Annotated in this window: 7 protein-coding genes and 1 pseudogene; 2 read left to right on the top strand and 6 right to left on the bottom strand. The window is 70.8% G+C overall.

Annotation, left to right across the window (positions count from 1 at the left end):
- Positions 1-158: 158 nt before the first annotated feature.
- On the top strand, positions 159-1691 hold the full coding sequence (locus FV242_RS31180) for an acyl-CoA carboxylase subunit beta (RefSeq protein WP_147910619.1): 1533 nt from the start codon (positions 159-161) through the stop codon (positions 1689-1691).
- A gap of 104 nt (positions 1692-1795) precedes the next feature.
- Here the strand turns inward: FV242_RS31180 and FV242_RS31175 are convergent, their stop codons facing one another.
- Together FV242_RS31175 and FV242_RS31170 are read right to left on the bottom strand one after the other, a co-directional pair.
- On the bottom strand, positions 1796-2257 hold the full coding sequence (locus FV242_RS31175) for an ABC transporter ATPase (protein WP_147941628.1): 462 nt from the start codon (positions 2255-2257) through the stop codon (positions 1796-1798).
- Positions 2258-2305: 48 nt separating this feature from the next.
- Positions 2306-3220, bottom strand: coding sequence for a metallophosphoesterase (locus tag FV242_RS31170; protein WP_147941627.1), 915 nt, complete (start codon positions 3218-3220; stop codon positions 2306-2308).
- Between the two features lie 213 nt (positions 3221-3433).
- On the opposite strand from FV242_RS31170, the gene hemC reads away from it, so the two are divergent.
- Complete coding sequence (hemC, locus tag FV242_RS31165) at positions 3434-4357, top strand: hydroxymethylbilane synthase (RefSeq protein WP_147941626.1); 924 nt, start codon at positions 3434-3436, stop codon at positions 4355-4357.
- A gap of 61 nt (positions 4358-4418) precedes the next feature.
- Here the strand turns inward: hemC and FV242_RS36215 are convergent, their stop codons facing one another.
- The 4 genes and pseudogenes from FV242_RS36215 to FV242_RS31150 form a co-directional block, all read right to left on the bottom strand.
- The gene (locus FV242_RS36215) at positions 4419-4553 is read right to left on the bottom strand and encodes a hypothetical protein (RefSeq protein ID WP_281407127.1); all 135 of its coding nucleotides are present in this window, start codon (positions 4551-4553) and stop codon (positions 4419-4421) included.
- A 9-nt stretch (positions 4554-4562) separates the two neighbouring features.
- Entirely contained in the window at positions 4563-5633 is a 1071-nt protein-coding gene (locus tag FV242_RS31160) for a phytoene/squalene synthase family protein (protein WP_147941625.1), read from the bottom strand.
- A complete protein-coding gene (locus tag FV242_RS31155; protein ID WP_147941624.1) occupies positions 5614-7137 on the bottom strand; it encodes a phytoene desaturase in 1524 nt (507 codons plus the stop codon). Before FV242_RS31155 ends, FV242_RS31160 begins: the two co-directional genes overlap by 20 nt.
- Before the next feature lie 76 nt (positions 7138-7213).
- Positions 7214-8222, bottom strand: a pseudogene (locus FV242_RS31150) (hypothetical protein); the annotation flags it as partial.

Below are 8222 nucleotides of genomic sequence, written 5' to 3'. Positions count from 1 at the left end.
CTGCCCACCCTCCCCCCGAAGGTCCGACCCGCCGGACGCGGGCGTCGGTTTGCCACCTGAAACGCCCGTGCTAAGGCCGCTGGATCGGTGAACGCACAAGCTTCGACCCGGCCTCAACCGGGCAAGGCGGCACGAGCAGGGTAAGGGCGGGAACAGCCATGAAGGACATCCTCGACAAGCTCGCTGAGCGGCGGGCCCAGGCGCGTCTGGGCGGCGGCGAGAAGCGCGTCGAGGCCCAGCACAACCGCGGCAAGCTCACGGCGCGCGAGCGGATCGAACTCCTCCTCGACCACGGGTCGTTCGAGGAGTTCGATATGTTCGTGCAGCACCGCTCCACCGATTTCGGCATGGAGAAGCAGAAGGTGCCCGGCGACGGCGTGGTCACCGGCTGGGGCACGATCAACGGCCGCACGGTCTTCCTGTTCTCGAAGGACTTCACGGTGTTCGGCGGCTCCCTGTCGGAAGCGCACGCGCAGAAGATCGTGAAGGTGCAGGACATGGCGCTGAAGATGCGCGCCCCGATCATCGGCATCTTCGACGCCGGCGGCGCCCGCATCCAGGAGGGCGTCGCGGCGCTCGGCGGCTACGGCGAGGTGTTCCGCCGGAACGTCATGGCCTCGGGCGTGATCCCGCAGATCTCGGTGATCATGGGCCCGTGCGCGGGCGGCGACGTCTACTCGCCGGCCATGACCGACTTCATCTTCATGGTCCGCGACACGAGCTACATGTTCGTGACCGGCCCCGACGTGGTAAAGACCGTCACCAACGAGGTCGTGACCGCGGAGGAACTCGGCGGCGCCAAGGTCCACACCAGCAAGTCCTCCATCGCGGACGGCGCCTTCGAGAACGACGTCGAGGCGATCCTGCAGATCCGCCGCCTGCTCGACTTCCTGCCGGCCAACAACATCGAGGGCGTGCCGGAACTCGAGAGCTTCGACGACGTCGACCGGCTCGACATGTCGCTCGACACTCTGATCCCCGACAACCCGAACAAGCCCTACGACATGGGCGAGCTGATCCGCCGGGTCGTCGACGAGGGCGACTTCTTCGAGATCCAGGCGGCCTACGCCCGCAACATCATGACCGGGTTCGGCCGGATCGAGGGCCGCACCGTCGGGTTCGTCGCCAACCAGCCGATGGTGCTGGCCGGGGTTCTGGATTCGGATGCGTCCCGCAAGGCCGCGCGGTTCGTGCGCTTCTGCGACGCCTTCGCGATCCCGATCGTCACCTTCGTGGACGTGCCGGGCTTCTTGCCGGGCACCGCGCAGGAATATGGTGGCCTGATCAAGCACGGCGCCAAGCTTCTGTTCGCCTATTCCCAGGCGACGGTGCCGCTGGTGACGATCATCACCCGCAAGGCCTTCGGCGGCGCCTACGACGTAATGGCCTCGAAGCACGTCGGCGCCGACCTGAACTATGCCTGGCCCACCGCGCAGATCGCCGTGATGGGCGCCAAGGGCGCGGTGGAGATCATCTTCCGCAGCGAGCTCGGCGACCCGGACAAGATCGCCGCCCGCACCGGCGAGTACGAGGACCGTTTCCTGTCGCCGTTCGTGGCCGCCGAGCGCGGCTACATCGACGAGGTGATCATGCCCCACTCGACCCGAAAGCGGATCGCCCGGGCACTGGGAATGCTCCGCACCAAGGAGATGGAGCAGCCCTGGAAGAAGCACGACAACATCCCGCTCTGAGGCGGAGAAGCGGGTCGGCGGCTCCGGTCGCCGACCTGACGTCGTGCAGGCCGACACCTTACCGGATGCGGCTGATCCAGCCGATGTGGAAGACGTGTCGCGCCTCAGCTCCGGTCGCTGTGCTCGATCACCGCGCACAGCGTCAGCGGACCCTTGTCGGGCGAGACCATGGCCGAGCAGGTGATCCGGGCGCCGCCCAGGTCGACGTTGCTGTGGCGCAGGCGGACGGACGCGGCCTGGGCCTTGTGCGCCGCCTCGGTGATGGTCGCGGCATCAATGCCGGTCACGGCGTGGCCGGCCCGTCCGAAGGTCTCGAAATACACCTCCGGGGGACTGGCCCCGCGATACTGCGCGCCGACCGAAGACAGGACCGGGCTGCCGCAGGCGAGCGACAGGGTCATGTCGGGGCCGTCCGCGAAGCTGGCGTAGTCGCTGCGCCGCTCCGTCACCTTCGCGGCGGTCGCCGCCGTCACCTTGTCGATCAGGGTGTCGCAGGATTGGGCCCGAGCCGTGCCGGAGCCGGCTGCGAGGATCGTGAGGGCGAGGACGGGAAGGAGCGTGCGCATGGCCGATAGCTAGCGCAGCGCGAACACGAAAGACGCGTGGCGCGGCGTTCAGGCGCGGGGTGGCTCGGCGGCGCCGCCAAGTTCGAGAAGAACGATCTCCGGCGGCACGCCGAAGCGCACCGGGATCCGGCTCATGCCGAAGCCGCCGGACACGATCAGGTGGCGCCCGTCCTGGATGACGTGGCCATAGGCGTAATCGTGGCCCCGGACCCGCCGGATCGCCGGGGAATGGCCGAACAGCCGGACCTGGCCGCCGTGGGTGTGGCCGGAGAGCGTCAGCGAGACCCGGTCGGGGACGGCGGCGAAGATGTTGGGCTCGTGGGCCATGAGGATCACCGGCGCGTCGTCGGTGATCGTCCCGAGGGTGGCGGGCAGGTCGTCGAGTCCCTCGTCCTGGCTGTTGTAGAACGGCTGCTGGTCGGCGAGGCCGGCGAGCCAGAACGGACGCCCGTCCTTCACCAGCCGCAGCGTCTCGTTCTCCATCACCGGGATGCCGCGGGCCTCCAGCAGATGCTTCACCGCGGGCGAGCCGCGGCGGGAGCGCTGGACGGCGTGGTCGTCCCACCAATCGTGGTTGCCCAGGATGGCGTGGGTCCCGAGGGGCGCCTTCAACCCCTCGACCATCCGGGCGAACTGCGCCAGCGGCAGCTTGCGCCACGCGATCTTGCCGGCCGGGTAGTCGCCGAGCATCAGCACGAGGTCGGGCTTCAGGGCATTGGTGGCGTCGATGATCTCCGCCACCCGGTCGAACGGCATGTACGGCTCGCAGATGTGAAAATCCGCCAGCACCGCCACGCGCAGCTGCAGGGCGGGGTCCCAGCGCGGCAGGACCGGCGCGTAGGTCGTCACCACCAGCCGGTGCAGCGGCTCGACGTCGAAGGCGTAGACGCCCGTCCCGGCGAGCAGGCCGGCGCCGGCGCCCAGCCCGGTCAGGAACTGCCGGCGGCTCGGCACGATCAGCATGGAGATGTCCGTCGGTGTGGAAGGGTCCGGCACCCGCGCCGGACCGGGAGCGCGTCTAGGCGTCCAGTCCGGCGAAACCGGGGCGGTATCGCGCCGGGCGGACCCTCGCACGAAGCCGGTTCAGCAAGTCTAAAACCTGTCCCGGAGCAATGGCCTGCGGCCGCAGGCAGGCTATAAGATCTGGCATACGCCCCAAGAAACGTCCGGATCCCAATGTTGAACCGTCCCCTGCGCATCGGCACCCGCGGCAGCCCGATGGCGCTCGCACAGACCGGGATGGTGCGCGACAAGATCGTGGCGGCCAATCCCGGGCTGGAGACCGAACTCGTGGTGGTCACCACGGTGGCCGACAAGATCCTGGATCGCCCGCTCTCCGAGATCGGCGGCAAGGGGTTGTTCACCAAGGAACTCGAGCAGGCCCTGTTCGCCGATGAGGTCGATGTCGCGGTCCACTCCATGAAGGACGTGGAGACCTGGCTGCCGGACGGGCTGGTGATCGCCTGCATCCTGGAGCGCGACGACCCGCGCGACGCGTTCCTGTCACCGCATGCGGACGGGCTCGCGGGCCTTCCGCACGGCGCACGGGTCGGCACCTCGTCGCTGCGGCGGGGCGCGCAGGTGCTGATGCACCGGCCGGACCTGAAGGTCGTGCCGCTGCGCGGCAACGCCAACACCCGGATGCGCAAGCTGGAATCCGGAGAATGCGACGCGACGCTGCTGGCGCTCGCCGGGCTGCAGCGCCTCGGCCTTCAGGACATGGCGCGCAGCGTCCTCTCGGTCGAGGAGATGCTGCCCGCGGTGGCGCAGGGCGCCCTCGGGATCGAGTGCCGGGCCGACGACGCGGCGGTTCGCGCCCTGCTGGCGCCGATCGCCTGCGCCCGCACCACCACCGTGATCGCGGCCGAGCGGGCGCTGCTCGCCGAACTCGACGGCTCATGCCGGACGCCGATCGCCGCACTGGCGCAGATCGAAGGCGATACCCTCACGCTCGACGGTCTGCTGTTCCTGCCCGACGGCAGCCGGCACTGGTCGGTCTCCCGGCAGGGCCCGGCCACGGAGGCCGAGCGGATCGGCCGCGAGGCCGGCACCGTGCTGAAGGAGGCCGCCGGGGACACCTACACGCACCACCTGCAATAGGGTGGGAACGTCCGCGAGGAGGTGCAGAGGCGCCGGATAGGCCAAGCGATCAGGAGCACGATTACTCCCGCTCGTCACCCCGCTCGCGATCCCTGCGGATGCTGCGGCGGACGGCGATGAGCTGCCAGAGGCCGATCCCGAAGGCGAGCGCGAAGACCAGCCCGATATCGAAGGCCGCGAACAGGCCGTCGCTCATCGGCACGCCTCACGACGGCGCGGAGCGGCCGAAGGCCTCGCGCTCGCGCATCCGCTCGATCAGTTCGAGCACGTGCGCGACCCGGCCGCCGACATCCCACCAGGGCCGCAGCACGGAGTGCCTGCGATCCGGCATCGGGGGCTGATTCAGCACGGCGTCGATCAGGAACGCCACCTGCGGCAATGGTGGCGCCGCGAGGCTGGGTGTCGCCGGACCGGAGCGCAGGGCGCGGGCGATCAGGGCGAGCTTGCGGGGCGTCCCGACCCGGGCCCGGGTGCGGACGGAATCGTAGCCTTGCAGCGTCACGACCCGGCCGATCTCGGCATAGATCAGGGCAGCGGAGCGGATCGCGGGGCGGCAGGGGGATGGCAGCGCCGCGATGCCGGCCCCGGCTCGCCGGTACAGGCCATCGGCCTCGGTGAGCAACCGGGCCACGATGCCGGCAAGCGCCGGGCTGGGCTGCGGATCGGCCAGGAAGGCGTCCGGGTCGAGCCCGGCCTCGACCATCCAGTCGAGCGGCAGGTAGAGCCGGCCCATCCGGGCATCCTCGCCAACATCGCGGGCGATGTTGGTGAGTTGCATGGCGGCGCCGAGATCGCAGGCGCGGGCGAGCGCGTCGGGGGAGCGCGCGCCCATGATCAGCGCCATCATGGCCCCGACCGAGCCCGCGACCCGGGCCGCGTAGGCATGGAGCGCCGCGATGTCGGCATAGCGCCGGCCCTCGGCATCCCAGGCGAAGCCCTCGATGAGCGCGTAGGGCAGCGCCTCCGGGATCGCATAGGCGCCGACGATCTCCGAGAACGCCCGGTCGGCGGGCGCGTCGGCGGGGTTGCCGGCATAGGCGCGCGCGACCCGGTCGCCGAGGCGTACCACCGCGTCGCGGCGGGCGAAGGGGTCGGCGGCCTCGTCGACGAGGTCGTCCGACAGCCGGCAGAACGCGTAGAGCCCGTAGGCCGCCTCGCGGACCTCGCCGGGCAGCAGCCGGCCGGCCGCGAAGAAGCTCTTCGAGCCGGCGCGGATCGCCTGCCGGCAGGCTGTGCGGTCGGCGGCCGCGGCGAATTCAGGCGGAAACACGGGCATCCGGAACCACAAGATCGAGGATACGGGCAGAGGAGAGCACGCCGGGCAGCCCGGCCCCGGGATGGGTCCCGGCGCCGACCAAATACAGGTTGCGCACGTCGCTCGACCGGTTGTGCGGGCGGAACCACGCGGATTGCGTCAGCACCGGCTCCAGGCCGAAGCCGGATCCCCGGTAGCTCTGGAAGTCGTCCTGGAATTCCAGCGGCGTCGTCACCTTCGAGGTGACGATGGCCTCCGAAAGGCCCGGCATCACGCTGGATTCGAGCATCTCGGCGATCCGGCGCCGGTACGGCTCGGCCAACGCACGCCAATCCTGGCCGCCGGCCAGGTTCGGCACGGGGGCCAGCACGTAGAAGGCGTCGCAGCCGGGCGGCGCGAGGCTCGGATCCGTGGCGGTGGGCCGGTGCAAGTAGAGGCTCGCATCGTCGGCCAGCACCTTGCGGTCGAAGATGTCGGAGAGCAGCCCGCGATAGCGCGGACCGAGCAGGATCGTGTGGTGGGCGACGTCCGGATAGCGACGCTTGGTGCCGAAATACCAGACGAACAGGCCCATGGAGGAACGCGCCCGCTGCAGCCGCCCGGGGCTCCAGCGCCGGGGCTTCGGCAGCAGCCGCGCATGCGTCACCGCCGAATCGGCGTTCGAGACCACGAGGTCGGCCGCGATCGTCTCGCCGCCCGCAAGCTCGACCCCGGTGGCGGTCCCGTTCTCCACGCGGATGCGGGCGACGTCGACGCCGAGCCGGACCCGCCCGTTCTGGCCGCGAATCAACCGGACGAGCCCATCGACCAGCTTGCCGGTGCCGCCCATGGCGAAGTGCACGCCCCAGCGCCGCTCGAGGTCGGCGATCAGGCAGTAGATCGCGCTGGCCCGGAACGGATTGCCGCCGATCAGCAGCGGGTGGAAGCTGAACACGGTGCGCAGCCGCTCGTCGCGGACGAAGCGCGCCACCACGTCGTGGACCGAGCGGTGGCCCGACAGGCGCAGAAGGTCCGGGGCGATCTTGAGCATCGACCCGATGCTGCCGAACGGGACGTGCCCGAGCTGCTCGAAGCCGATGCGGCAGACCGAGCGGCTGTGCGCCATGAAGCGTTCGTAGCCGGCGACGTCGTCCGGGGCGAAGCGCGCCACCTCGGCCCGCATCCGCTCGGGATCGCCGCTGTATTCGAAGGTTTCACCGTCGGCGAAGCGGATCCGGTAGAACGGGTCGATCGGCACCAGGGCGACATCGTCGGAGAGGCGCCGGCCGGCGAGCTGCCACAGCTCCTCGAACAGCTGCGGCGCGGTGACGATGGTCGGCCCGGCATCGAAGGTGAAGCCGTCCTGCCGGTGGACCCGGGCGCGGCCGCCCGGCTGCTCCAGGCGTTCCAGCACGGTGACCCGGTAGCCCCGCGCGCCGAGCCGGACGGCCGCGGCGAGACCGCCGAAGCCTGAGCCGACGACGACCGCGTGCGGTCGCCGATCCGTCTCGTGCCGCCCCGACTGCTCGACCGCGAGTGTCAACATAAGTTGACACTATGCCGGGGAATTTCCCGGGCGCAAGGCCGAAACGTCGTTCCGGCCCCGCGGCGTCGTATCGCCGTCAGAACTCGCCGGCCAGACCGGCGCGGACACCGACGTTGCTCTCGCCCGCGTAGGCGACGCCGGCCGTGACCGCGATCGGCACGCAGCAGGTCGGTAGCCGGTGCGCCACGGCGACGCCGCCGGCCCATTCGCCGCGATAGGTCGCGCCGTTGGTGGCCCAGGTGGTCTTGCCGGGAGCCGAGGGCATGGGTGCGGTCGCCATCGCGATCGCCATGGCCACGCCCTGCCGCGACTCCTTGCGGGTCTGGACCGCGTAGCGCTGCATCGTGTCGGTCTTGGCCTCCAGGTTGTTGACCTGGGACTGGACCGAATCGATCCGGTTGCCCAGCCCGGCGATGGTCGAGGGGCCGTAGGCCGAGGCCGCGAGGTTGCCGCTGGCGTCCGTGGTCACGAAGGCCGTCGCCCCGCTCTGCGCCGCCGCACTCGCCTGCGAGGCGACGCCCGCCAGGGTGTAGGTGTTGGCCGCGTTGCCGATCGCCACCTGGTTGGCCTGGGTGGTCTTGACGTTGGCCCCGATGGCGATGGTGTTCGCCTGGTTGGCGGCCGCGCCGTTGCCCAACGCGACGCTGTTGTTGCCCGCAGCCGAGGCCGCCGCGCCGATCGCGGTGGATCCCGTGCCGGTCGCGCCGGCGACGAAGCCGAGCGCCGTGCTGCCCGCTCCGGACGCCGCGGATGCGGTGCCGACCGCCGTGCCGCCCAACCCCTGTGCGCTCGCCGCGTAGCCGACGGCGACGCTGCCGGTGTTGACTGCGGATGCCCCGGTTCCGACCGCGGTCGACGCCGTCCCGGCCGCGCTCGATCCGAAGCCCACCGCGATGGCATCGCCGCCCACGGCGACGGGGGCCGCGAGGGCGCTGGTGTTGTTGGCCGCGATCCCCGTGGCGCTCGACAGCTGCGAGAGCCGCAGGTCGGCGATGAAGGTCTGGCCCTGGGACTGCGTGACGTTGCCGGTCACGATGTAGATGCCCTGTCCGCTGCCGCCGCCGCCACCGCCAGCGGTCCCGCCC

It is taken from the genome of Methylobacterium sp. WL64 (assembly GCF_008039945.1).
Lineage (GTDB): Bacteria > Pseudomonadota > Alphaproteobacteria > Rhizobiales > Beijerinckiaceae > Methylobacterium.
Note: the sequence above shows the minus strand (reverse complement) of the source record. Positions and strands in the feature narration are given on the sequence as shown.

Coding starts and splice junctions, on each gene's coding strand:
- FV242_RS36215 (WP_281407127.1), bottom strand. CDS start 4,553: ATGAGCGACGGCCTGTTCGCGGCCTTCGATATCGGGCTGGTCTTCGCG.
- FV242_RS31170 (WP_147941627.1), bottom strand. CDS start 3,220: ATGCTGATCGTGCCGAGCCGCCGGCAGTTCCTGACCGGGCTGGGCGCC.
- FV242_RS31160 (WP_147941625.1), bottom strand. CDS start 5,633: ATGCCCGTGTTTCCGCCTGAATTCGCCGCGGCCGCCGACCGCACAGCC.
- FV242_RS31155 (WP_147941624.1), bottom strand. CDS start 7,137: ATGTTGACACTCGCGGTCGAGCAGTCGGGGCGGCACGAGACGGATCGG.
- FV242_RS31175 (WP_147941628.1), bottom strand. CDS start 2,257: ATGCGCACGCTCCTTCCCGTCCTCGCCCTCACGATCCTCGCAGCCGGC.
- FV242_RS31180 (WP_147910619.1), top strand. CDS start 159: ATGAAGGACATCCTCGACAAGCTCGCTGAGCGGCGGGCCCAGGCGCGT.
- hemC (WP_147941626.1), top strand. CDS start 3,434: ATGTTGAACCGTCCCCTGCGCATCGGCACCCGCGGCAGCCCGATGGCG.